This window comes from Streptomyces blastmyceticus (genome assembly GCF_039521185.1).
GTDB lineage: Bacteria > Actinomycetota > Actinomycetes > Streptomycetales > Streptomycetaceae > Streptomyces > Streptomyces blastmyceticus.
In genome coordinates, this window is the sequence record NZ_BAAABW010000026.1 from 529,607 (window position 1) to 551,561 (window position 21,955).

At 73.9% G+C, this 21,955-nt stretch carries 18 protein-coding genes; 4 read left to right on the forward strand and 14 right to left on the reverse strand.

The window, feature by feature from the left end; translation table 11 throughout:
- The gene (locus ABD269_RS24735) at nt 1-408 is read left to right on the forward strand and encodes an NUDIX hydrolase (protein ID WP_301891179.1); all 408 of its coding nucleotides are present in this window, start codon (nt 1-3) and stop codon (nt 406-408) included.
- Nucleotides 409-464: 56 nt separating this feature from the next.
- Here ABD269_RS24735 and ABD269_RS24740 read toward each other — a convergent pair whose 3' ends face one another.
- Genes ABD269_RS24740 through ABD269_RS24775 form a run of 8 tightly spaced genes read right to left on the reverse strand, consistent with a single transcriptional unit; the run spans nt 465 to nt 9,203 of the window.
- Complete coding sequence (locus tag ABD269_RS24740; protein WP_344121141.1) at nt 465-2,018, reverse strand: GMC family oxidoreductase; 1,554 nt, start codon at nt 2,016-2,018, stop codon at nt 465-467.
- Between the two features lie 2 nt (nt 2,019-2,020).
- Complete coding sequence (locus ABD269_RS24745) at nt 2,021-2,419, reverse strand: VOC family protein (RefSeq protein WP_344121143.1); 399 nt, start codon at nt 2,417-2,419, stop codon at nt 2,021-2,023.
- Nucleotides 2,416-4,017 (reverse strand): MFS transporter, encoded by a 1,602-nt coding sequence (locus ABD269_RS24750; RefSeq protein WP_344121145.1) that lies wholly within the window; start codon nt 4,015-4,017, stop codon nt 2,416-2,418. Before ABD269_RS24750 ends, ABD269_RS24745 begins: the two co-directional genes overlap by 4 nt.
- Nucleotides 4,018-4,048: 31 nt before the next feature.
- Nucleotides 4,049-5,017 carry a hypothetical protein gene (locus ABD269_RS24755; protein ID WP_344121147.1) on the reverse strand — a complete coding sequence of 323 codons (969 nt, stop codon included), beginning with the start codon at nt 5,015-5,017 and terminating at the stop codon, nt 4,049-4,051.
- 8 nt (nt 5,018-5,025) lie between these two features.
- Nucleotides 5,026-5,877, reverse strand: coding sequence for an alpha/beta fold hydrolase (locus tag ABD269_RS24760; protein ID WP_301891184.1), 852 nt, complete (start codon nt 5,875-5,877; stop codon nt 5,026-5,028).
- On the reverse strand, nt 5,870-7,018 hold the full coding sequence (locus ABD269_RS24765; RefSeq protein ID WP_344121150.1) for an SDR family oxidoreductase: 1,149 nt from the start codon (nt 7,016-7,018) through the stop codon (nt 5,870-5,872). Before ABD269_RS24765 ends, ABD269_RS24760 begins: the two co-directional genes overlap by 8 nt.
- A complete protein-coding gene (locus tag ABD269_RS24770; RefSeq protein WP_344121152.1) occupies nt 7,015-7,581 on the reverse strand; it encodes a phosphopantetheine-binding protein in 567 nt (188 codons plus the stop codon). The genes ABD269_RS24765 and ABD269_RS24770 overlap by 4 nt, the downstream gene beginning before the upstream one ends.
- Entirely contained in the window at nt 7,578-9,203 is a 1,626-nt protein-coding gene (locus ABD269_RS24775) for an AMP-binding protein (protein WP_344121154.1), read from the reverse strand. Before ABD269_RS24775 ends, ABD269_RS24770 begins: the two co-directional genes overlap by 4 nt.
- A 426-nt stretch (nt 9,204-9,629) precedes the next feature.
- Between ABD269_RS24775 and ABD269_RS24780 the strand changes: the two genes are divergently transcribed.
- On the forward strand, nt 9,630-11,924 hold the full coding sequence (locus tag ABD269_RS24780; RefSeq protein WP_344121156.1) for an AfsR/SARP family transcriptional regulator: 2,295 nt from the start codon (nt 9,630-9,632) through the stop codon (nt 11,922-11,924).
- Nucleotides 11,925-12,138: 214 nt separating this feature from the next.
- Here ABD269_RS24780 and ABD269_RS24785 read toward each other — a convergent pair whose 3' ends face one another.
- The 5 genes from ABD269_RS24785 to ABD269_RS24805 are packed head-to-tail and all read right to left on the reverse strand — an operon-like array spanning nt 12,139 to nt 17,596.
- Nucleotides 12,139-13,128 carry an aldo/keto reductase gene (locus tag ABD269_RS24785; protein WP_344121158.1) on the reverse strand — a complete coding sequence of 330 codons (990 nt, stop codon included), beginning with the start codon at nt 13,126-13,128 and terminating at the stop codon, nt 12,139-12,141.
- Nucleotides 13,125-14,477: an aspartate aminotransferase family protein gene (locus ABD269_RS24790; RefSeq protein ID WP_344121160.1), complete on the reverse strand. Its 1,353-nt coding sequence runs from the start codon at nt 14,475-14,477 to the stop codon at nt 13,125-13,127. Before ABD269_RS24790 ends, ABD269_RS24785 begins: the two co-directional genes overlap by 4 nt.
- Nucleotides 14,464-15,573: a thioesterase domain-containing protein gene (locus tag ABD269_RS24795; protein WP_344121162.1), complete on the reverse strand. Its 1,110-nt coding sequence runs from the start codon at nt 15,571-15,573 to the stop codon at nt 14,464-14,466. Before ABD269_RS24795 ends, ABD269_RS24790 begins: the two co-directional genes overlap by 14 nt.
- Complete coding sequence (locus ABD269_RS24800; RefSeq protein ID WP_344121164.1) at nt 15,570-17,288, reverse strand: fatty acyl-AMP ligase; 1,719 nt, start codon at nt 17,286-17,288, stop codon at nt 15,570-15,572. The genes ABD269_RS24795 and ABD269_RS24800 overlap by 4 nt, the downstream gene beginning before the upstream one ends.
- 44 nt (nt 17,289-17,332) lie before the next feature.
- Nucleotides 17,333-17,596: a hypothetical protein gene (locus ABD269_RS24805; RefSeq protein ID WP_344121166.1), complete on the reverse strand. Its 264-nt coding sequence runs from the start codon at nt 17,594-17,596 to the stop codon at nt 17,333-17,335.
- Between the two features lie 245 nt (nt 17,597-17,841).
- Between ABD269_RS24805 and ABD269_RS24810 the strand changes: the two genes are divergently transcribed.
- The gene (locus tag ABD269_RS24810) at nt 17,842-19,542 is read left to right on the forward strand and encodes an aldehyde dehydrogenase family protein (protein ID WP_344121168.1); all 1,701 of its coding nucleotides are present in this window, start codon (nt 17,842-17,844) and stop codon (nt 19,540-19,542) included.
- Nucleotides 19,543-19,724: 182 nt separating this feature from the next.
- On the opposite strand, the gene ABD269_RS24815 is transcribed toward ABD269_RS24810, so the two are convergent.
- Nucleotides 19,725-21,095, reverse strand: coding sequence for a S53 family peptidase (locus tag ABD269_RS24815; protein WP_344121170.1), 1,371 nt, complete (start codon nt 21,093-21,095; stop codon nt 19,725-19,727).
- 293 nt (nt 21,096-21,388) lie between these two features.
- Between ABD269_RS24815 and ABD269_RS24820 the strand changes: the two genes are divergently transcribed.
- Complete coding sequence (locus tag ABD269_RS24820) at nt 21,389-21,925, forward strand: DoxX family protein (protein ID WP_301891196.1); 537 nt, start codon at nt 21,389-21,391, stop codon at nt 21,923-21,925.
- The last annotated feature ends 30 nt before the right edge of the window (nt 21,926-21,955 follow it).

A 21,955-nucleotide genomic window follows, 5' to 3' on the forward strand; every position in this document is an offset into this window, starting at 1 on the left:
ATGGCCGAGCTGATCGAGAAGGTCGCGTGGATCCGGCTGGAGAACGGCCGGGTGCTCACCGCCCGTACGCACGACAGGCCCGCGTTCTATCTGCCGGGCGGCAAGCCGGAGGCCGGGGAGAGCCGGGAGGCGGCCCTGGTCCGGGAGATCGAGGAGGAGCTCGGCGTCACGCTGGACCCCGCGACGATCGCCCACGCGGTGACCGTCGAGGCCGCGGCGGACGGCAAGGCCGCGGGCACGGTCGTGCGGATGGTCTGCTTCACGGCCGAGGGCTCGGGCACCCCGGTGCCGGGCGCCGAGATCGGCGAGGTGGCGTGGCTGGGCCACGGGGACCGCGACCGGGTCAGCGCGGCCACGGCACTGGTCCTGGACGAGCTGGTGTCGGCGGGTCTGCTGCCGAAGGCGTGAGACCGCAACCGCCGCGCGTTCCCGATGGGTTCGGGGACGCGCGGCCGCCCGCATTGTCAGCCGCGGATCAGGTCCGCCGCCCGCTCCGCGATCATGATGGTCGGGGCGTTGGTGTTGCCCCGGGGGATCACGGGCATGACCGACGCGTCGCACACCCGTAGTCCGGCGACGCCCGTCACCCGGAGCGCCGCGTCGACCACCGTGCCCATCGCGCAGGTGCCGACCGGGTGGTAGAGGGTGTCGGCGCGGGCGCGCGTCCACCGCTCCAGCGATCCGCGGTCCGTGCCGGCCAGGGCGTAGAGCGCGCCGAAGTGGCGGTTCAGCGGCCGGGCCGTCCCGATGCCGATGACCAGTTCCAGGCCGTCGACGAGGCGTGCGAGGTCGGTGGGCCCGGTGCCGTAGCAGGGGTCGATCACCGGGGCGTCCGCCGGGTCGGCGGACCGGAGGGTGATCTTCCCCCGGCTCTCGGGGGTCAGCAGGGACACCCCGATCGTGAAGCCGGGGCACGGCGGAGGCGTCAGGCCGTGGTTGTCGAACAGCACGGGGGCGGCGTGCAGTTGCAGGTGCGGCGGGGCGTCCCCGGCGGCGACGAATCCGCCCGCCTCGACCACGTGCGACGCCAGCGGGCCGCGGCGCGCGCCCGCGTAGCGCAGGACGTTCGCCGGGCGCAGGGCGGACTCCAGCGTGCGGATGCCCCGTACCTCCCAGCCCGCGCCGATGGTCAGGTGGTCCTGGAGGTTGCGGCCGACCTGCGGGCTGTCGGCGACCACGGGGATGCCCAGCGCGGCGAGCTCGGCGGCGGGGCCGATGCCGGAGAGCAGCAGCAGCCGGGGCGAACCGATCGCGCCGGCCGCCAGGATCACCTCGCGGCGGGCGCGGAACTCCCGTGCCCGCCCGTCGAGTTCGGCGCTCACCCCGACGGCCCGGCCGTGCTCGACGACGACGCGCCGTACGGTCGCCCGGGTGCGCACCGTCAGATTGCGGCGCCGCGCGGCGGGCCGGAGGAAGGCGCGCGCGGTGCCGTCGCGGCGGCCGCGCCGGACGGTGGCCTGGTAGAAGCCGACGCCTTCCTGCCGGGCGCCGTTGAAGTCGGGGTTCGCGGCCAGCCCCGCCGCTTCGGCCGCCGCGAGGAACGCCTCGCTGAGCGGGTGCCGGTCGCGGAGGTCGGAGACGGCGAGCGGGCCGCCGGTGCCGTGGTGGGCGTCCGCCCCGCGCGTGTTGTCCTCGGAGCGCCTGAAGTACGGGAGGACGTCGCGGTGGCCCCAGCCGTCGAGGCCGCGGGCCCGCCAGCCGTCGTAGTCGGCGGCGTTGCCGCGGATGTACACCATGGCGTTGATCGAGGAGCCGCCGCCGAGGACCTTGCCCGCGGGCCAGTACAGCTCCCGACCGTCGAGCTCGCCCTGGGCGCGGGTGCGGTGGTCCCAGTCGACCTCGGTCCGGAAGAGCGTCGAGAAGGCCACGGGCACGGATATCGCGCGGACCGCGTCGTCCCGCCCGGCCTCCAGCAGCAGGACACTGGTGCCGGGGTCCGCGCCGAGCCGTGCGGCCAGGACGCAGCCGGCGGATCCGGCGCCGACGATCACATAGTCGTGGACCGCCTCGTCCCGCACGCTCACTCCCGGTCGTGATGGCAGACGGCTTCGAGCAGGAAGCCGTGGGGGTCGCTCCAGAACGTGGCGTAATAGGGCGGCGGGTATTCCGGGAACTCCCGGGGCGCGTAGAGGAGTTCGCCACCTGTGCCGATCACCGCCGCGGCGACCTCCCTGACCCGGGTGCGGGTGCGGACCGCGAAGGCGAGGTGCTGGAGGCCGGTGCGGTGGCGCGAGTACGTCCCGGGTTCGGTGCTCTCGTACAGGAAGAGGTAGGTGCCGCGCTTGCCGTCCGCGGGCCGGTAGGCGTGCTGCGTCGCGTCGCCGAAGTAGGTCTCGAAGTCCAGCAGCGGCAGGATCCGGTCGTAGTAGGCGACCGCGGCCCGCAGGTCGGGGACGTTGAGGCCCAGGTGGCCGATCATGTGGTGCCGCCCTTCAGCGGTGCCGGCGCGCGGCGCGGCATGGCGGCCAGCACCAGCACGGCGGCGACGAGGTTGCATACGGCTGCGATGCCGATGGCCGTCTGGATGCTGTCGGCCAGGGCCCGGCCCGCCGGTTCGAGGATCGCCGCGCGCGCCCCGGGCGAGAGCCCGGACACATCGGGCCGGCCGCCCGAGGACAACTGCTCGACGATGCGGGCGCGATCGCCGTCCGGGAGCACGACCTGCGCCAGCGCGTGGGGCAGCCGGTCGCGGAAGTGCCGGATGACGACGGTGCCCAGGACGGCGACGCCCAGGACGCCGCCGATCTGCCGGGAGGTCTGGACGATCCCGGCGCCCATGCCCGCGCGGTTCTCCATGACCGCGGCGAGCACCGCGATGGTCCCGGGTGTGACGGCCAGGGTGGTGCCGAAGCCGATGAGGACGAACGGGCCGGTGTACTCCAGGTATCCGTCGTCCATCGGCACCCGGGTCAGCGCGATCAGGCCCAGGGCGGAGATCGCGCAGCCCGCGGCGAGCGGGAGCCGGGCGCCGTACCGTCCGGTCACCCACCCGGCGACGGGCGCGGCCACCGCGGTCGCCGCGGTGAGCGGCAGGAAGCGCAGTCCGGTGTCGTACGCGGAGAGCCCCTCGAAGGACTGGAAGTGGACGGACAGGAACAGCAGGACGCCGAACATGCCGAAGAAGGTGACCATGCCCGCGAGGTTGGGCAGGGTGAAGGACCGGTCGCGGAAGAGGCCCAGCGGCAGGACGGGCGCGCGGGTGCGCAGCTCCCAGCCCGTGAATCCCGCGAGGAGCGCGACCGACAGGGCGAGGACGGCCAGGGTGGCGGGCGAGGTCCAGCCCCAGTCGTTGGCCTGGATGAGGCCGAGGGTCAGGGAGCCGACACCCGCGGAGAAGAGCAGCATGCCGACGGTGTCGATGCGTCGCCCGGCGTGGCCGCGCGGCGCGGCGATGCAGCGCCGGGCGGCGAGCGCGGCGAGGAGCCCGATGGGGACGTTGACCCAGAACACGCTGGCCCAGCCGAAGTGGGTCACGAGCAGGCCGCCGATCAGCGGGCCGCCCGCCAGCCCGAGGCTGCCGACGCCGGACCAGATGCCGACGGCGGCGGCGCGGACCCGCGGGGTGCCGCCCTGCGCGGTGATGAGGGAGAGCGAGATCGGCATGATCACCGCCCCGGAGGCGCCCTGGAGTCCGCGGGCGAACAGCAGGACTCCGATGTTCGGCGCGGTGGCGCAGAGCGCCGACGCGGCGGTGAAGCCCAGGATGCCCGCGAGGAACACCCGTTTGTGGCCGAACACGTCGCCGAGGTCCCCGGCCACGAGCATGAAGCACGCGAACGTCAGGGTGTAGGCGTTGACGACCCATTGGAGGCCGGTGAAGGTCGTGCCGAGGGATTCCTGGATGTCGGGCAGCGCGACGTTGACGATGGTCGTGTCGAGCCAGACCATGAACAGCCCGGTGCACAGGATGACGAGCACCGGTGCCATGGAGCGCAGCGTCACCGCGTCCCCGGCGGGCTGGGGCGGGCGCTGCGTCCGCCCGGTGCCGGGCCGGGCCGGCCTCTCCGCCTCCGTCATGTCTCTCCACGCCTCCTCGGCCCCGGGGGGCCTACCGGCTCACAGCCGAGATCCGACAGTCCAGGTCGGCCGGTGCGGTGCGGCACCGGTGGGCGAACAGTTGCTCCCCGAGCGGGGCGGCGCTGGGCACGAGGCGGTCGGGGCGCGAGCCCGCGAAGGCCTCGGGGGCGACGGCGTCCGGTCCGAACAGGGTGCGGGCGAGGTGGTGATGGGCGACGTCGACGCTCTTCCACTGCCCGTCGTCGTCCCGGACATCGAGCCAGGTGTGGTCGGCGACCTCCGGCCCCACGAGCCAGCCGGTACGGCCACGGACCTCGTATCCCGCGGCGGTGAGCCGCCGCGCGAGCGCGAGCGTACCACTGACGCAGTCGACCAGACCCCGGTCCGCCATCCACGCGGCGTCGGCGCGCACGGCGGCGGGCATGCGGACGTAGCGCAGCGGCCGGGCGAGTTCGTCGGCGGTCTCGGCGCGCAGCCGCGGGGACTCCAGGCGGGCGTGTACGCCGCGGGTCCGCACCGAGTGGCGCAGGGTGTGCACGGCTTCGGGGCCGGACCAGTGGCGCGGCCCGGCGTCGGTGGCGGGTGTGTCGTACGGGGCGGGTGGCCAGGCCCGCCAGTGTCCCTCTCCCTGGTGGCGTAGGCAGGTCAGTGTCGTCCGCAGGTCCCATTCGCGCGTGCGTGACCAGTGCCGGGGGTCCTGCCGGGCGAAGCGCAGGGCCAGCGACAGGGCGAGTTCGGGTACGGAGGCGCGGGATCCGGAGTGGACGGCGAGGTTGAACAGGTCCCGGCTGTCGTAGCGTTCCCCGTCGGGCGCGGGCCGGCCGGTCAGGCCCCCGGCGGTGAGCCGCTCCCACACCGGGGGCGGGCAGCGCAGCAGGTGCCGGGCCGTGGCCGCGTCCAGCTCGGGCCGGGCGTGGGCCTCGGGCACGGGCACGAAGCCGTCGAGGGCGGCCAGCCAGCCCGCCTCCGTTCCGGCGGGGCCACTCGTCCCCTGGCTCATCCCTTGGCTCATCCCTTGGCCACGAAGCGGCCCACCACGGTCTCGAACTCCTCGGTCGCCTCGATGAACGGCATGTGGCCCGCGCCCTCGATGACATGACCGACGGCGTCGGGCATCAGGTCCGTGGCGTCCTTCAAGGTGGTGCGGGACCACAGGTGATCGCCGTCGCCGATCAGCAGCAGGACGGGCCGGTCGAGCCGTTCGAGCAGGGCCGGGTCGCCGGACGCCTGGCGGAGTTCGTTCACGCACGCGCGGACCTGGGCCTCGGAGTTCAGGGCGAGGAAGTGCTCGCGCAGCGCGAGGTAGGTGGCGCGGCCGCCGCGTTCGATGGCCTTGTCGGTGAACACCAGCGGATAGAGGTAGTCGAAGACGCCCGCGGCATGCCCGTGGTCCAGGCGCTGCAGCCAGTCCCTGGCCATGAGCCGCATGCGCAGCGGGCCGTACGGGGAGAAGGCCGGGCCGGTGAGGACCATGCCGCGGACGCGTTCGGGGTGGCGCAGGGCGAAGTCGCGGCAGATGAGGGTGGAGGCGGAGGTCCCGATGAGGTGGACGTCGTCGAGCCCGAGGTGGTCGAGGAGGTCGCGCAGGTCTCCCACGTGGTCGTCGAAGTGGTGCTCGCCGGGGCCGGGGCTGGAGACGCCCTGGTTGCGCAGGTCGTAGGTGACGATGGTGTGGTCGCGGGCGAGGCGTGAGGTGAAGTTGCGCCAGGCGGGGGCGACGATGAAGAAGTTGTTGAGGCAGACGACGGGCGGCCCGGTGCCGACGCTCTCGTAGTACAGCTCGGCGCCGGTGGCGGTGGGGCAGCGGCCCTGGCCGCGGTAGCGCAGGTCGAGGGTGCCGGGGTCGGCGAAGTCAAACACGCTGCGCCGCCTTCCGCCGCGCACGGGCCGCTTCGGCGGCGCCGTCCTCGACGTAGCGGGTGATGTACTCCCCGATGCGCTCGAGGCCCAGCGGGACGGTGAGGAGGTCCTCGCAGTGCCGCAGGGCCCGGGACGCGTCGAAGACCTTGTCCTGGAGCATGTAGGCGCCCTGGAAGTCGAGTTTCTTGTTGAACGCCTCGTCGATGGAGTTCAGTTCGGCCCGGTCGGACACCCAGCGCGGCGCGCGGATGCCGAGGGCGCCGGTCAGGGCGGTGAGGGCCTCGCCGAGGCAGGTGGGTTCGGTGTTCGTCAGGTGGTAGATGCCGCCGGGCGCCCCCACGAGGCCGAGGCGCACCGCCGCCGCTGCCACACGGTCGACGGGGACGAGGTTGCCGCGGGTGGCGGGGTCGCCGAGCATCGCCACCGGGTAGTGGTCGAGGTAGTTCCCGAGCCGGGGCTCGATCCGGGCGCGGAACGCGTTGAGTTCGCCCACGTAGCTGTAGAGGCCGAAGGTGGTCGGTGCGGCGAGGGTCTCGCTGTGGCCGATGACGATGCCGGGGCGCAGGATGCGTACGGTCCCGACCGGTATCCCGGCCGCCAGGGCCTCGGCCGCCATCTTGGAGCTCTCGTAGGCGTTGTTGGGGCGGCAGTCCGCGGGGACGGGCTCCTCGGCCAGCAGTCCGGTGCGGTCGCCCACCGCGTAGGCGGTGCTGACGAGGTCGAAGGTGTGGGCGCCCAGCCGTACGGCCAGTTCGGCGACGTTGCGGGTGCCGGTCACATTGTGCAGGTCGATCTCCGCCCGGTCGCGGGCGCGGAACTTCAGGGACGCGGCGGCGTGCCACACCTCGCCGACCGCCGGGGGCAGCAGTCCTTCGGGTATGCCGCAGCCGGGGGCGGTCACGTCGCCGGGCAGCACCCGGCAGCGGGTGGCGATCGCGTCCGCGACGTCGTCCATGCCGTAGTCGGCGGCCATGCGGGCGAGCAGCCGGGGGACTCGCCGGACGGCGGGTTCACGACGGCTGTCGCGGGCCAGGCACAAGACCTCGGCGTCGGTGCGGCGCAGCAGTTCGAGGACGATCGCGCCGCCGACGAGGCCGGTGACGCCGGTGACGAGTGCGGGCGGTGCGCCGGACGGCGTCATGGAGCGGGCTCCCTGTGGGCGGGGCGGCCGGTGCCGGCCGGTGGTGTGGCGTGGTCGTCGATGTGGCGGGCGAGGGCCGCGAGGGTGGCGAAGGTCTGGGGTGAGGTGTCCTCGTCCCAGGTGAAGGCGAACTCCGTCTCGATGCGGACGAAGAAGTCCACCAGGACCATGGAGGGGAGCCCGAGGCCGCGCAGGGGTGCCGAGGGGTCGAGGCGTGTGGTGTCGAGCGGCTCGGGGCCGACGCGGGCGAGCAGGCGCAGGAGTCGGCCGAGGGTGTCGCCCGCCGGTGCGCCGCTCAGCCTGCGGTAGAGGTCCTGGACGTCGCCGACGGTGTGGAGGGTGGTGAACTCCTCGACGGCGTGGCCTGGTTCGGCATCCTCCTGGCCGAGGTCCTCGCTGATGCGGGCGGCGAGCGCGACCCTGGCCAGCGAGTCGAGGCCCAGGTCCTCGCGCAGGCGGGCCGAGGGCACGACGGCGGTGTGCTCGGCCCAGGGCGGCAGGGTCTCGGTGATCAGGGCGACGGCCCGTGCGCCGGGGTCGTCCGCCGGGGTCCGCTTGCTCATCGCGCCTCTCCCGTGCCGGGTGTGGGTGTCGTCCGTGCGGGGAGGTCCCCTGCCGCGGGTGTGTGCGCCGGGGCGAACAGGCGCTTGCCGAAGTGGGCGGCGATCGCGGCGCGGTCCGGTTTGAGGGTCCGGGTCAGCAGTCCGTCGGCGGCGGTGAACGCCTCCTCGGTGCAGAACAGGCGGGCGATCCGGGCCGGTTCGGGCAGGGTGCGGTTGAATTCCTCGACGGCGCGGTCGAGTGCGGTGCGCACGGTGTCGCCGGCCGGGCCGTCCAGGGAGACGACCGCGGTCACGACATGGGCGTGCTCGCCGCCCAGCAGGACGGCGTGCGCGACCCCCGGCAGGGCGGCCAGGGCGCGCTCGGCCGGTTCGGGCTGGAGCTTGTAGCCGGACCGCGTGATGATGACGGCCTTCTTGCGCCCGGTGAGGTGCAGGTACGGGCCGTCGAAGCGGCCGAGGTCGCCGGTGCCGATCCAGCCGTCGGGGCGGTAGACGTCGTCGGTGCCGTGGTCGCCGTGGTAGCCCGCGCTGCGGGGCGGCTCGAAGCGGATGAGGATCTCGCCGTCCTCGGCGATCCTGACGGTGCCGGGGAGCAGCGGCCGGCCCACGGAGCCGTGCCGGGTGCGGCCGGGCAGGTTCCAGGAGATGACGCCCGCCTCGGTCATGCCGTAGAACTCGTGCAGGGCGAAGCCGAGTTGTTCCATGAGCCGCAGGGTGCCCAGTCGGGCGGGTGCCGAGCCGGTGAGCAGCAGCCGCGCCCGGCCGCCGAACTGGGCGTGGAAGTCGGCGAAGAGCCGTCGGCGGACGCGCTGCCGGGCGGTGCGCGAGGGGATCAGCGCGGTGAGCCGCCGCAGCCGGTCGGCCCTGCGGCGGTCGGCGGGCGGCAGGGCACGGTAGCGGCTCTCGACGGTCTCGAAGAAGGCCGGGGGGCCGACGACGACGGTGGGGGCCATCGCCTTGAGCGCCGGGTGCAGCCGGGGGATGTCCGCGAGCCGGATGTCGAAGCCGCGCCAGATGGCGAGGTAGACCATGAGCCGCTGCGGGAAGGCGGTGAGCGGCAGGACCACGAAGATGGCGTCGCCCGTGTCCAGCCGCAGCTGGGCGGCGTACTCCTCCAGGGTCGCGACGGTGCCGGGCGCGCTCATCATGATGCACTTGGGCCGTCCGCTGGACCCGGAGGAGAACACCAGCGTGAAGACGTCGGCGCCCGGGCCGCGTTCGGCGCCGTCGGGCGGCGCGACGGCCGCGGCGCCGGGGTCGTCCAGCGGGGCGGTCCAGGGCGGGAGGGGGCCGCGCCGGGTGTACTCGCTCCGCGCCATCAGCAGCAGACCGAGGTCGTACGCGGTGCGGAGCTCCTCCGGCGGGGTGTCGCGGTGGGTCTCGACGGGCAGGGCGACGGACACGGCCCGCAGCCGGGTCAGCGCGAGGTCGGCGACGATCCACTCGTAGCTGTTCCCGCCGAGGATGCCCACGTGCGTGCCGGCGACGACTCCGGCCCCCTCCAGCGCGGCGCAGGCGGCGAGGACGTCGTCGTGGACCTGCGCGTAGCTGCGGCGGACGATTTCGCGCCCCCGGTAGCACCACAATTCCCGCCCGGGATATTCGGCGAGGCGATCGACCATCGTATGGAATTCGGAATTCGGATTTCCCCCGCGCACTCCGGGCGACTGTCCCTTCCGGCCCGGAACGCGCATGAACGATCCCCCCGTTGACACCTGCCGGTCCATGACCACCGGACCCAGTCGACTTTAGGAGCGCACCGTCTACGCGACGTCTACCGGGCGTCCGCCGGGCGCGGACCGATACGCCTGCCGAGCCGGTCAGGGAGTTGCTACGCTCGGGCAATCGCTCTCCGATGCGCGGTGACCCCCGTTCCGGCCCCGGTGCGAGCCCCTGCTTGATCACCGAACAGCCGGTCCCCCGCCTCATCCGGAGTGCCCTCGAACTGACTACAATCCGCGCGACCGAAGGCGTCGCCCGGAGTCGGCAGATCCCCATCGGTGGCCCGCTGCCGGTCCGGCGTCCAACCTCTGCATCCCGGGGGAACCGTGAAATTTCGAGTCTTGGGATATCTGGAGATCCGTACTGCTGACGATCACGTTCTCGATATCTCACAGCCCCAGCAGCGGGCCCTCCTGAGCATCCTGCTGCTGCACGCCAACCGCCCCGTGCCCAAGCACCGGCTGACCGACCTGATCTGGGGTCCCGGTCCCCCGGCCTCGGCCTGCGGCATGCTGCGTACGTATCTCTGGAGGGCGCGGTCACTCTTCGACGACCCGGGCCGGCTGCGGACCCACCCCGGTGGTTACGCGCTCCACGTGGAGCCGGGCGAGCTCGATCTGCACGACTTCCGCCGCCTCGTCGACGTCGGCGAGCAGCTCCTCGACGACGATCCGCACACCGCTTCGCTCCTGCTCCAGCAGGCGCTGGCCCTGTGGCAGGAGCCGGTGCTCGGCGACCTGCCCCCCACGGCCGCGATGGAGGCCGAGGCCATTCACCTGATGGACCGCCGCCGGCTCGCCGAACGCTCGCTCGTGTGGGCGGAATTGGCGCTCGGACGGCATCACGAGATCGTGCCCCGGCTGCGGGCCATGGCCACGGCCGACCCCCTGGACGAACACGCGTGGGCCCAGCTGATGCTCGCGCTCTACCGCAGCGGCCGCCAGGCGGACGCCCTGATGACCTATACCCAGGTCCGCACGCTCCTCGCCGACGAGTGCGGGGTCGACCCCGGTCCCGAGCTGCGCCGCCTCCACCAGCGGATCCTCGACGAGGACGAGACCCTGGGCTACCGCGGCGCCGATGCGGACGGGCCGGGCGGCGAGCGGGCGCCCGAGCCCCGGCCGCCGGCCGGACGGGTCGAGCAGCCGCCCGCTCCGCACCAACTCCCGCCGGACATACCCGACTTCACGGGCCGCGAGGCCGAGACCGCCCGGCTGGTCATGCTGCTCGACACGGCCGGGACCGCCGCCGCGCCGCCCGTCGTCCTGGTGTGCGGTCAGCCGGGCGCGGGCAAGACGGCGCTGGCCGTGCACGCCGCGCACCAGCTGCGGCACCGCTTCCCCGACGGCCAGCTCCATGTGCAGCTGGGGGCGACCTCCGACAGCCCGAAGTGCGTCCACGACGCGCTCGGCGAGCTGCTGCGCTCGCTGGGCGTCGCCTGCGGGTCCGTGCCCGAGTCCACCGACGAGCGGGCGGCGCTGTACCGTACGCGCCTGTCCGGCCGCCGCGTCCTGATCGTCGCCGACGACGCGGCGGGCCCGACGCAGGCGCGGCGGCTGATGCCGGGCATGGCGGGCTCCGCGCTCCTGCTGACGAGCCGGATGCGGCTGGCCGCGCCGCCGGGCGCGACCCTGGTCGACCTCGCGCCGCTCTCCCCCGCCGACTCCCTGCTGATGCTGGAGCGCATGATCGGCCGCCGGCGGGTCACCGCCGAGCCCGACGCGGCGGCCCGGGTCGCCGCCGCGTGCGCCGAACTCCCGCTCGCCCTGCGGATCGCCGGGATGCGGCTGGCCGCGCGCCCGAACTGGCCGCTGAGCACCTTCGCCGAGATCATCGGCGACCGGCACGGCCGCCTCGACGTGCTGGAGGCGGACGACGTGGGCGTACGGGCCCGGCTCGCCCCGAGCTGCGCGGCGCTGGACCCGCGTGCCCGGCGGGCGATCCGGCTCCTCGCGCACGGGGAACTCGACGACTTCGCGTCCTGGGTCGTCGCGGTCCTGCTCGGCGAGCCGTACGCCGACAGTGTGGTCGGCACCCTGGTCGACCACTGTCTGCTCACCCCGGTCGGCGTCGACGCGACCGGGGAGCCGCGCTACCGACTGCCGGAGCTGCTGCGGCTGTACGCGGCGGCGGCCGGGCAGGACGGCGACTCCGGTCCCGAGGAGGCCGCTTCCGTACGCGAACGGCTGCTCGACGCCTGGCTGTTGCTGGCCCGCGCCGCCGACCGCGGCATCGCGCGGGTCCCCCTCCTCCCCGCCGCGGACGACGCCCGCGGCGACTGGGCCGAGGCGGTCGCCGCCGCGATCCCCGGCCGGGTGACCACCCGGATCATGGTGGACGCCGCTGCGTGGTTCACGGCGGAGCGCGAGAACCTGCGGCGCGTCATCGACCGCGAGTGCCCCGTCCGCCCCGGCACGGCCGCCCGGCTCGCGGACCGCCAGTTCGCCTGGCAGCACCGGCACGGCCTGCTCGACGAGGCCGAGCGGACGTGGCGACGCATCGCGGAGTGCGCGGCCCGTCTCGGCCAGGAGGCGACGGTGTCGCATGCGCGGGTGCGGCTCGCGTGCGTTTCCGCTGCGCGGGTGCCTTGTGGGGTGGGGCATGCGTGTGATGCGCCTTAGCGTCCATTGCCGCCTGCGGCGGGAGCTCCCTGCGGGAGCGTCCTCAAACGCCGGACGGGCTGGAATCAGCCCGTCCGGCGTTTGAGGACAGCGCGCGAAGCGTGCTCCGGGGTCTGGGGCGAAGCCCCAGTTTCGGGAAGGGGCGGGGTGGGGAACAAGCCCGCCGCAGGCGCATAGGACCCGCACCCGAAAACGCTCCCCCGCAAGGGCAAGGTCACCCGTCGAGTTCTGCCATGCGGTGGGACGGATAGCGCGCTCCCGCCGCCTCCGGTGGGACCGCCTCGCCGATGGCCGTCAGCTCGGCAGGGGTGAGGTCCAGGCGCGTCACCGCCGTGTTCTCCCGGAGGTGGCGCGACCGCCTCGTGCCCGGGATCGGCACGATGTCGTCGCCTCTCGACAGCAGCCAGGCCAGGGCGAGTTGGGCCGGGGTGACGCCGTGTCGGTCGGCGAGGTCGCGCAGGGGTGCGATGAGGTGGAGGTTGGCGGTGAAGTTCTGCGGCTGGAAGCGGGGGCTGGTGCGCCGGTAGTCGCCGTCGGCGAAGGCGTCGGGCGAGGTCAGTGTGCCGGTGAGGAAGCCGCGCCCGAGCGGGCTGTACGCGACGAAGCCGATGCCGAGTTCGCGCAGGGTGGCCAGCAGGCCGCCCTCGACGTCGCGGGACCACAGGGAGTACTCGCTCTGCACGGCGGTCACGGGGTGGGTCGCGTGGGCGCGGCGTACGGTGTCGGCGGACGCCTCGGACAGGCCGATGTGGCCGATCTTCCCGGCGGCGACGAGTTCCCCGAGCGCCCCCGCGGTCTCCTCGATGGGCACGGCGGGGTCGACGCGGTGGAGGTAGTAGAGGTCGATGCGGTCGACGCCGAGTCTGCGCAGCGAGGCGTCGCAGCACGCCCTGGCGTATTCGGGGCTGCCGTCGATGCCGAGCCAGGTGTTGCCGGGGCCGCGCCGCAGCCCGAACTTGGTGGCGACGGTGACCTGTTCGCGGATGCCGGCGACGGCCTTGCCGAGGAGCTCCTCGCCGGTGTGCGGGCCGTAGACGTCGGCGGTGTCGAGGAGGGTGACGCCGAGGTCGACGGCCTCGCGTACGGTGCGGACGGCGGTGCCGGGGTCGGTGGTGCCGTAGAAGTCGGTCATGGCCATGCATCCGAGGCCCAGGGCGGAGACCTCCAGGGCGCCCAGGCGGCGGGTCGGCAGCGGCTGGGTCATGAGGCCGTGCTCACCTCTTCCAGCACCTTGGCGAGGGTCTCCATGCCCTGGTCGATCTGGTCGAGTGTCGTGCTGGCCGGGGGGACGAAGCGCAGGACGCTGCCGCCGCGGCGCACGCTGAAGATGAGCCCGGCCTCGAAGCACCTGCGGCCGATCTCGTTGCCCGCCTCGAAGGCGGGTTCCTTGGTGTCGCGGTCCTCGACGAGTTCGATGCCGACGAGCATGCCGCGGCCGCGGAGGTCGCCGATGAGGTCGTACCGCTCCATGAGCGCGGTGAGGTGTTCGCGCAGGCGGTCGCCCAGGGCGCGGGCCTTGGCGGGGACGTCCTCCTCGACGACGATGTCGATGCTCGCGGACCCGGCCGCGCACAGCAGGGGGTCGTTGCTGTGCGAGCGGGTGACGGTCAGTCCGGTCTCGACGACCTTGTCCTCGATCGCGTCGGTGGTGGTGACCGAGCTGATGCCGACGCCGCCGCCGAGGTGTTTGGCCAGGGTGACGATGTCGGGGACGATCCCCTCGTCGGTGAAGCCGAACATCGTGCCGAGCTTGCCCAGGCCGGTCTGCTCGTCGTCGACGACCAGCAGCATGCCGCGCTCGTGGCACAGCTCCCGCAGCCGCGCCAGCCAGCCCTTCGGCGGGTCGATGACACCGCCCGCGCTGAACAGCGGTTCGGTGATGACGGCGGCCGGCTGGTCGGTGGCCTGCGCGTCGACGAGCTCGAAGCTCGCGTCCAGGCAGGCGAAGCCGCAGGACGGGAAGGACTTGGCCAGCGGACAGCGGTAGCAGTACGGGGCGAGGAGGGCGTAGGAGTCGCCGGACAGCGGGCCGTGGCCGCGCCGCCAGCCCGCGAAGGTGACCGAGCGGGCGCTCGCGGACAGGCCGTGGTAGCTCACGTGCGGGCTGAAGACCTCGCGGCCGCCGGTGTAGATGCGGGCGAGCAGCAGGGCGAGCTCGTTGGCGTCGGCGCCGGACTCGCCGAACAGGCTGCGGGTGAGCGGATCGGGCAGCAACCGGCCGAGCTTTTCCGCCAGTTCGATCTCCTTGACGTTGAAGTGACTGCTGTGGGCGTGCAGCATCGTGTCGCACGCCTCCTGGATGGCGGCGAGGATGCGCGGGTGGTTGTGGCCCAGCGCGGCGCACATCTGGCCCGAGTTGAAGTCGAGGTAGTCGTTGCCGTGCAGATCGGTGACGACAGAGCCGCGCGCGGACGCGAACACGGGCCCGGAGAAGGCGCTCGTGTCGATGCGGCCGCGGAAGCTGTACCGCTGAGCGGTGTCCAGCAGCTCGCGTTCGCGCCGGCCGGGGTCAACCGGGCCCGCTGGCCGGCCGGAGTGCTCAACTGTGGTCATCACGAGCTCCTTGTTCCATCGAGCGATCTGTCGGACGAGTTGCCGGGGTGAGGACGGTCTCGCAGACCGCCGCCAGCTCGGACACGTGCGTGGTGAACAGCGTCCAGTGGTCGCCCGGCACCTGGACGGCGCGGAACCGGCCGCCTGCGGCGTAGGGGCCCCACCCGTAGTCCTCCGGACCGGTGCCGCCACCGCCGTGGGTGCCCTCGCGGGTGTGGACGAGCATCATGTCCCCGGCGTACGGCGGTGGTTCGTAGCCGGTCATGGCCCGGGCGTTCTCCAGGTAGACGGCGGCGAAGCGGCTCACCTGGCGGGGGGTGAGGCCGGAGCGTTCGCCGCCCGCCCGGTGGCAGATCTCGGCGGCCGCCGCGTCCAGTTCCTCGTAGGGCGCGGTGACCGGTGGGTCGAGGCCCAGGGCGCGGGAGACGAACTCGACGGCCCGGGCGCGGATCGCCGGGATGTCCGGCGGGCGCAGGTCGCAGTCCAGGAGCAGCACGTGGGCGACCTGCTCGCCCTCGGCGGTCAGGGCGGCGGCCATCTCCAGGGCGACGGCGCCGCCCATGGAGTAGCCGCCGAGGAGGTACGGGCCGTGCGGCTGGACGCGTCGCATGTGGCGGATGTAGCGGGCGGCCATGGCGGGGACGGTGCGGTCGGCGCGGTCGGCGTCGTTGCGGCCGACGGACTCGAACCCGTACGTGCGGACGCGGTGTTCGAGGCGGCGGGCGAGCTGTCCAAGCACCAGCACGTGGCCGCCCATGCCGTGCACGCAGAACAGCGCGGGGTGCTCGCCGCCGGGCGGCGCGAAGCGGACGAGGGTGCGTTCGGCGGCGTCCTCGGGGGTGCGGGTGGCGATCCAGTGGGCCATGCGGCGTACGGTCGCGAACTCGGCGGCGCCGCGCCGGGGCAGCCGCACCCGCAGGTCGCTCTCGACGCTCGCGACGAGTTCGGCGGCGAGCAGGGAGTCGCCGCCGAGGTCGAAGAAGTTGTCGTCCATGCCGACCGGGGTTCCCAGCACGCGCGTCCAGACGTCGCCGAGGGTCTTCTCCAGGCCGGTGCGGGGCTGCCCGGCGGGGTGCTCGCCGGTGGTGGCCGTCATCCGCGGCCCGCCCCGACCGGGGCGGGGACGCGGGCGATCTCGTCGAGCCCGCCGTGCAGATAGGCGTCCTTGGCGGTGCCGCGGCGGATCTTGCCCGCGCTGGTCTTGGGCACGGTGCGGCGCCGGATCAGGACGAGTTCGGACAGGCGCAGGCCGCATTCGCGGGCCACGGCCCGGCAGGCGGCGGCGCCGACGGCGGCGGCCCCGTCGGGCGTGCCGTCGTATTCGGCGACCACGACCAGGCGGGTGGCGCCGTCCCCGCCCTCGGTGTCGAAGGCGGCGGCGCAGCCGGGCCGCAGCCGGGGCTCGGCGGACCAGACGGCTTCCTCTATGTCCTGGGGGTAGTGGTTGCGGCCGTGGACGATGATGACGTCCTTGATCCGCCCGGTGACGTACAGCTCGCCGTCGCGCAGCAGGCCGAGGTCTCCGGTGCGCAGGTACGGGCCGGTGTCCGGCGCGTCGGCGGGGCGGGCGGCGAAGGTGGTGGCTGTGGCGTCCGGCCGCCCCCAGTACCCCGCCGCCACCCCGGGGCCGCGGACCCAGATCTCGCCCTCGGCGCCGTCCGGGCGGGTGCGCAGGGTGTCGGGGGCGACGATGCGCACCTCGGTACCGGCCACGGCGCGGCCGACCCCGACGACGACGCGTGAACCGGTGTGCCCGGGCAGGGGGGTGACGCGGGCCCCGGTGCCGGGGTCAGGGCCGGAGACCATGAGGGTGGCCTCGGCGAGCCCGTATCCGGGGGTGATCCGCTCGGCGGAGAAGCCGGACCGGGCGAAGCGCCCGGCGAACCGTTCGACGGTCGCCCGGCGCACCGGCTCGGCGCCGTTGACGGCGAGCCGCCAGGCGGACAGGTCCAGGGCGGCCGTCCGTTCCGGGGTGGCCTTGCGGACGCACAGGTCGTACGCGAAGTTGGGCGCGGCGCTGAAGGTGCCGCCGAAGCGGGTGAGGTTCTCCAGCCAGCTCAGCGGGTCGACCATGAACTCGAACGGCGAGGACAGGACGGCGTCGATGCCCCGGCACAGCGGCAGCAGGATGCCGAGGATCAGGCCCATGTCGTGGTAGGGCGGCAGCCATGACACCTGCCGGTCGTCGGGGGTGAGCCGGAAGCGGTCGGCCATCGCGGCCATGTTGTCCAGCAGCCCGGCGTGGGTGACGACCACGCCGCGCGGGTCGCCGGTGGACCCGGAGGTGTACTGGAGGAAGGCGATGTCACCGGCCGTCGCGGTGCTGCCCGGTGCGGTCGCGGCGTCGTCGTCGACGGTGTCGGTGGCGAGGCCGGGGACGCCGCGCAGGCCGGGGCTGCTCCGGTGGTCCGTCAGCTGTGCGGTGTCGGTGGCGAACAGCGCGGGCCGCGCGTCGCGGACGATCGCGGCCACCCGGGCGGCGCCCGCGGGGGTGTCCGGCGGGTTCGCGGGCACGGCCACGACGCCCGCGTAGAGGCAGGCGAGGAACGCCGCGACGTACTCGGGCCCGTGCGGGTGGAGCAGCAGGACCCGGTCGCCGGGCCGCACCCGGGAGCGCAGGGCGGCGGCGAGGGAGCGGGCCCGGGTGTCCAGTGCCGCGCACGTCATCGCCTCGGTGTGGCCGGGGGCGTCCGGATCGCGGGAGTCGAGGACGAAGCGGAAGGCGAGTGCCTCCGGGGTGCGCTGCGCCCGGTCGCGGAGCAGCGTGTCCAGCCCGGCGGCCAGGGGCCGGGGCATCGAACCGATCGACATGTCGTGTGCAGTCCGTTCTGTGCGCGCCGGGTGCGGCGAGGGGGTCACGGTCGTGCGGGCCGGGGCCGCATCTCGGGGGCGGGCCCGGCGAGCGCCGCGTGGAGGACACCGGAACCGGCTCTCGGTACAGCGTCGCGCCAACCGGGGCCGTCCGGGGAGAACGCCGCGCTCATCCACCGCCCGATGCCCTCCGCGAGGGCGGGCGGGTGGCCGTCGGCGAGCCACTCCTCACGTTCCCCGGTCGGCTCTCCGGGTGGCCTGAAATGCATCGGTTCCACGGCCGGGCGGCCCCCCGTGACCGTCGTCATCGTGTCTCCCCCGTGTTCGCGCGCGTCCTCCCGTGATCTGCCTCCTGACGGAGCGCGCACTGCGGGACCGCGGACGTGCCGGTGCCTGCAACGTAGGCGCAGCCGGGTCTGCGGGGTGTCTACCGCGCGTCCACCGCGCGTACGCCGGGCCGGTGCGGGCCCCGGGGCGTTGCCAACCACCCCTGGGAGCGGGCATGTTCGGTGCGGGAGTTTTTCTCCGTGGTACGGGGTCCGAGGGGGCGCGCGTGGAGCTGACAGAGCCGTCGCATCAGAACACGGGGGTGCTGCGCGGCGCCGCGGCCGAGTGGGCGGCCCTGCCGGTCGCGGAGGGGCTCCGGCTGCTGATGGCGACGCGGCCGCGGATCGTGGCGGTGGCGGAGCGCTGGGTGGCGGAGTCGTGCCGGGCCAAGGGCATCGACCCGGGTGCGCCGGCGGCCGGGGAGGAGTGGCTCACCGGCCCGTATCCGCTGCTCCGTTACGTCGACGCGCTGACCCGCACGCTCACGGCCGTCCGCGACGGGCGCGACCCGCTGCGGGGTGTCCGCTTCAGCGCCCGGCCCGGCGGGCGCACGGCGGTGCACGTCCTGCCCTTCGACCGGGCGGACCGGCTGCTGCTGCACGGGTTCCGGGCCGAGGTGTGGCTGGCGCCCGGGATGGACGAGGCCGGGGCGCGCGCCGGTGCCGGGCGTGGCGTACGGCCTGAGGGGGGCGGCGTGTGCGTGGTCCTCGGCGCGGGCAACATCAACTCCATCGCGCCCCTCGACGTACTGCACCAGCTGTACGCCGCGGGGATGGTGGTCCTGCTCAAGCTCAACCCGGTCAACGACTATCTCGCGCCGCTGCTGCGGGAGGTCTTCGCGCCGTTCGTGGCGCGGGGGTTCGTGCGGATCACCACGGGCGGCGCGGCGGCCGGGGCCGCGCTGGTGCGCGATCCCGGTGTCACGGCCGTGCACGTCACCGGCAGCGCCGCCACGCACGACGCGATCGTGTTCGGCCCGGGGCCCGAGGGTGCCGCCCGCAGGGCCGCCGGGCGGCCCGTCCTCGGCAAGCCGGTGACCAGCGAACTCGGCGGAGTGGGGCCCGCGGTCGTGCTGCCCGGGCCGTGGAGCCGGGCGGACCTGCGCTATCAGGCGCGGCATCTGGTGGCGCAGAAGCTCAACAACAACGGCTTCAACTGCGCAGCGGTGCAGGTGGTGGTGCTGCCGGAGCACTGGGACGCCCGCGCGGAGTTCCTCGGCGAACTGCGGTCGGCGCTGCGCGCCGCGCCGGCCCGCGTGGCCTACTATCCCGGGGCGGGCGAGCGCCGGGCGGGGGCGGTGGCGGGCCGTACGGACGTGGAGCTGCTGGACTCCGCGGAGGTGCCGCGTACGCTCCTGCCGGACATCGCCCCCGACGCGGACGACCCCGCCTTCCGCACCGAGTTCTTCGCCCCCGTCCTCGCCGTCACGGCGCTGCCCGGCCGGACCCCGGCGGAATTCCTCGACCGGGCGGTGGAGTTCTGCAACTCCGCGCTGTCCGGCACGCTCGGCGCGAACCTCGTCGCCCACCCGCGGACGCTGCGGAGCCTGGGCCCCCGCTTCGAGGAGGCCGTGGCCCGGCTGCGGTACGGCACGGTGGGGGTCAACTGCTGGACGGCGGTGGGCTACGCGCTGCCGCGCGCGGTGTGGGGGGCGTACCCGGGGCACACGCCCGCCGACGTCGGCAGCGGCATCGGCACGGTGCACAACGCGCTGCTGCTGCCGGGGGCCGAACGGACGGTGATCACCGGCCCGTTCCGGCCCGCGCCGCGCTCGGTGCTGACCGGGCAGTGGGCGCTGTCCCCCGTCCCGCCGTGGTTCGTGGACAACCGCACGTCCGACGGAACGGGCCGGCGGCTGCTCGCGTACACGGCACGGCCGTCGGGGCGGGGGCTGGCGTCGGTGCTCTGGTCGGCGCTGCGGGGGTGAGGCGGGGATGAGGGGCGGCTCTTTCCCCTGCCCCGCCCCTTCCCGAAGCTGGGGGGTGCGAATTCAGCCCGTCCGGCGTTTGAGGACGCGCCCGCAGGGCGCTCCGCCGCAGGCGGCAACGGGCCGGCAGCCGGGGGCTGGGGCACGAGCCCCAGTTCGGGAAGGGGCGGGTAGGGGAAGAATCAGCCGCGCCCGCTCTCGCGGACCAGTGCCGGGACGAAGCGCGCCGCGTCGATCGTGCCGACGCCCGTCGCCATGTCGTAGCCGTCGACGGCCTTGTAGCCGGTGACGCCCTGGTAGCTGTTGTCCGTGCCGTCGTTCACGTCGACGATGCCGGTGCCGGGCCGGTGGTCGGCGGCGCGGTCGTAGAGGGTGTACAGCGCGTCGTGGATGTTGCCCAGCCGGTGCCCGGCGGCCTGGTCGGCGAGGGCGACGATGCCGGAGAACAGGGGGCTGGACTCGCTGGTGCCGCCGGAGACGTCCCAGCCGGTGGCGGCGGGGTCGAAGCTGGAGTACACCCAGGCACCGCCGTTGGTCGCGGCGGCCATGGAGATGTCCGGGGTGCCGCGGCGGTCGCCGACGACGTTCTGCACGCTGTCCTGGAAGTCCGGGCGGGTGAAGACGTGCGACTGGCCGCCGCCGCCCGCGCCGTTGTCGTTGTAGACGCTCTCCGGGGCGGTGCGCTCGCCCTTGTCGTTCAGGTGCAGCTGGGTGCCGCCGACGGAGGTGACCAGCGGGTCGGAGGAGGGCCAGGAGTTGACGCGCTCCTTGTAGTAGCCCTTGCCGTCCGCGGTGTTGTCGGTGGCGCCGCCGTCGCCGGAGGAGGCGAGGACGGTCACGTTCTTTCTCGCGGCCGCCTTGAAGGCGTAGCGCAGGTTCTTGATGCTGGAGAAGTCGCCCTTGTCGAAGCCGGGGAAGGTGTTCTCCGTGGCGCCGAAGCTCTGGGTGATGACGTCGCCGACACCGTGGTCGATCATGAACTTCTCGGCGTCCATCATCTCCGGCAGGCCGGTGACGCCCTCGGTCTCCGCGACGGCCGTCTCGACGAGCACGATCTTCGCGTCGGGCGCGATCGCGTGCGCCATCTCCACGTCCAGCGTGGTCTCACCGGCCCAGCCGGTCATGTCCGTGTTCTTCGGGTCCCACGCGGGGACGTTGCCCCACTTGACGACCTTCACCGGGGTGCTGGCCATCCCGAACTGCTTGCTGTAGACGTCCAGGTCGTGCTGGATCGTCGGCGAGCCGAAGGAGTCCACGATCACGATCGTGCGGCCCTTGCCCGTGACGCCCGCCTTGTACAGCGGGTCGAGGTTGTACGCCTTGCGGTACTGGAGCGGGTTGTAGCAGGCGATCTTCCACTTGGCCTGGCACTCCGTGGTCGAGACCGGGCTGACCTGGCCGTGGACCAGCTGGTGGCCTGCGACGGCCGGGACCACCTTGGTCCGCGGGACGGCGGCCGCCGTCGTACCGGCCTGCGGGATCGCCGCGGCGGCGAGCGCGGCGGTTCCTGCGGCCACGGCGAGGACGCGCAACCGGGGGCGGGCTATGTGCATGGGTTCTCCCTCTGGGGGCGGTGCCGCGAGGAGCGGCTGCCGCGATCCCATCGGGCGAGTCATGTGCAGAACAAGAGCGTTTGTCCCTTGATGCCGAATGCTTTACCTGGCGACGGATCCTTGGGGCTTTCATGGCCCGCCCATGGGGAAAGGGTGCGGCGTGTCGCACGCCTGTCCGACAGGGGTGCGCTCTCGGGGCCGTACGGGGAGACACTGGGAGATGAGCCCCAGGGGGGCTGGGGGGCGCACGGGACACCCGACGACCGGACACCCGGAGAAGGCAGGCACCCACCATGGCTTTCCGCGACAGACACCCTCTCGCCGGGCAGGCGCCCGACTCGTCCGCGACCGCGTTCTCCGCGGGGATCCTGTTGCTGCGCCTCATGCTCGGCCTGATCATGATGGCGCACGGCGCGCAGAAGCTCTTCGGCTGGTTCGGCGGCGGGGGGATCGACGGGACGGGGAAGGGCTTCACCCAACTCGGTTATCCGGCGGGCAAGGTCATGGCCGTCGTCGCGGGTCTGAGCGAGGGCCTCGGCGGCGCCGGGATCTTCCTCGGGCTGCTCACCCCGCTCGCCGCGGCGGCGGTCCTCGGCACGATGATCAACGCGCTCGACGTGACGTGGGACGGCGGGTTCTTCGCGCCGAAGGGCGTGGAGTTCACGCTCCTGATCGCCGTCACCGCGGCCGCCCTCGCGCTCACCGGCCCGGGACGCCACGCGGTCGACCACTACCTCCCCGTACTGCGCCACCACCGCGTCTCCTACGGCATCGCGGCGATCGCCCTCGCCGCCGTGACGGCGTGCGTCGTGCTACTGATCCGCGACTGACCCCGCGCCCCGCCTCAACCCGGGGCGGTA